Origin of the sequence: Endobacter medicaginis (assembly GCF_014192375.1) — a bacterium.
Classification (GTDB): domain Bacteria; phylum Pseudomonadota; class Alphaproteobacteria; order Acetobacterales; family Acetobacteraceae; genus Endobacter; species Endobacter medicaginis.
In genome coordinates this window covers 1-1,527 of the sequence record NZ_JACHXV010000057.1, presented here as the reverse complement: position 1 = coordinate 1,527, position 1,527 = coordinate 1, and the positions used below count along the sequence as shown (strand labels likewise).

Annotated in this window: 3 protein-coding genes; 2 read left to right on the top strand and 1 reads right to left on the bottom strand. The window is 59.7% G+C overall.

Annotation, left to right across the window (positions count from 1 at the left end):
* Positions 1-228 (top strand): hypothetical protein (locus FHR90_RS17155; protein WP_221188304.1); only part of this gene is annotated, 228 nt, incomplete at its 5' end.
* Here the strand turns inward: FHR90_RS17155 and FHR90_RS17150 are convergent.
* Positions 225-1,076 (bottom strand): GIY-YIG nuclease family protein, encoded by an 852-nt coding sequence (locus tag FHR90_RS17150; protein WP_176626481.1) that lies wholly within the window; start codon positions 1,074-1,076, stop codon positions 225-227. The genes FHR90_RS17155 and FHR90_RS17150 overlap by 4 nt on opposite strands.
* A gap of 122 nt (positions 1,077-1,198) precedes the next feature.
* Between FHR90_RS17150 and FHR90_RS17145 the strand changes: the two genes are divergently transcribed.
* A partial coding sequence (locus FHR90_RS17145) for a phage baseplate assembly protein V (protein WP_183275558.1) occupies positions 1,199-1,527 on the top strand: 329 nt, incomplete at its 3' end.

Genomic DNA, 1,527 nt, shown 5'->3' with positions numbered 1-1,527 from the left:
CATCAGCTGGCTCAGTTGTCGCAGCATGAGAAAATCTGCGAGTTCGATATCCCCGGCGAGCTGCAGATGTCGCCGTTCGCACAGATATCGCTGACCGGAACGGGCACCGCGTTCGACCAGACATACTACGTCGACAGCATCACCAGAGGCATCGATTTGAGCTCCGGCTTTCATCAGCACGTGCGTGCGAAAAACTCAGACCCCGCGAGCCAAGTCGCCCCGGGTTAACGGTTCCGTGGCTCCTGCAGCAGCACCGTATTCCTGTCTAGCACGCGGCAGTGCAGCGTATCGCCAAGGACGTACCGTTCTCGTAGCCAGTCCGCGATATGTCGGTGATTGCCCACCAGCCGGACATTGCCTGTGCGGTTCGCAGTCCGGTTGATTTTGGAGATGATGAACTTGTCGGGACGGCCGAGGATGACCTTGATGACCTCGCCATTTTCGCCAAGGTGCGGGGACGCGAACCGGCCCAGGTTCAGATGGCCTTTGCTGAGATAGGTATCGCCGAGTTCGACGGTGAACGGCACTCCATCGGTCGTTGCTGCTGATTCCTCAGCATCAGTGGGGACGGGTGCGAGCTCTGCCGGCTCGGCGTCATCTACCTCACGCTCGGCATCCTCCGTCAGCGCGGGTGCACCGCGGCCGCCGGACTTGTTCCATGGCGGATTGAAGGCCTCAATCAACCCGTCTTCCAGGCCGGCGGCGATGTTGATTGGGAAATCGCCGTACCGCAGATGCGACAAATGCAGTGTCATCGGAAAAACCAGAACCCTGGTCTCCTGTCCGCTGTTCAGTCGCTCACGGATGGCTGCATTGCATCGGATGTTCGTACGCTGCCGGCCGCCAGGTGTACGGTAGCCATTGAACCGCTGTCGGATAGCCCGGGCTGTTTTGCCGATATAAAGAACTTCACCGTCGGGCCCGGCGAACGAATACAGTGCCTTCTCCATGTCGAGCAGGACGCGGCTTTCGGAGCGTTTCTCTTCATCGAGGTGTAGATAGATTTTGCCATCGTCGCCAAGACGCCATGCGCCGACGTCAATGAAACCGAGGTCCAGCAGAGTATCTGTCTGCATTTCGAGCGTCCGAAATATGTCAGTCCGCCCGTAATACATTGACTTTGCGGGCGCGTTATGCTATCAATAAACCATAGTTCGCCGTGCGTCCACGACCCGCGAACGCCTCCAGGACAATCCGCATGGACCGATTTCTCGACGCTATTCATGCGCGCGTAGCTGCACACGTAAACCAGATTGCTCAGCCGAGATGCGCCACGGTGCAGGCGTTCGACCCTACCAATCACGCCGTGCGCGTGGCCATCCAGCCCGAGGGGCTGCTGACCGGATGGATGCCTCTGGGCGCCGTGTCGGTCGGCTCCGGCACCGGTATCGTGGCGCCGCCCACCATTGGCGACCAAGTTCTCGTAGTTCCCCAAGAAGGGGATTCTGAGCACTGGCACGTCGTCTCGCGTATTTTCAGCCAGGTCGCGATGCCCCCGGTCTCGCCGGCGACGAACAAACCGGTGCA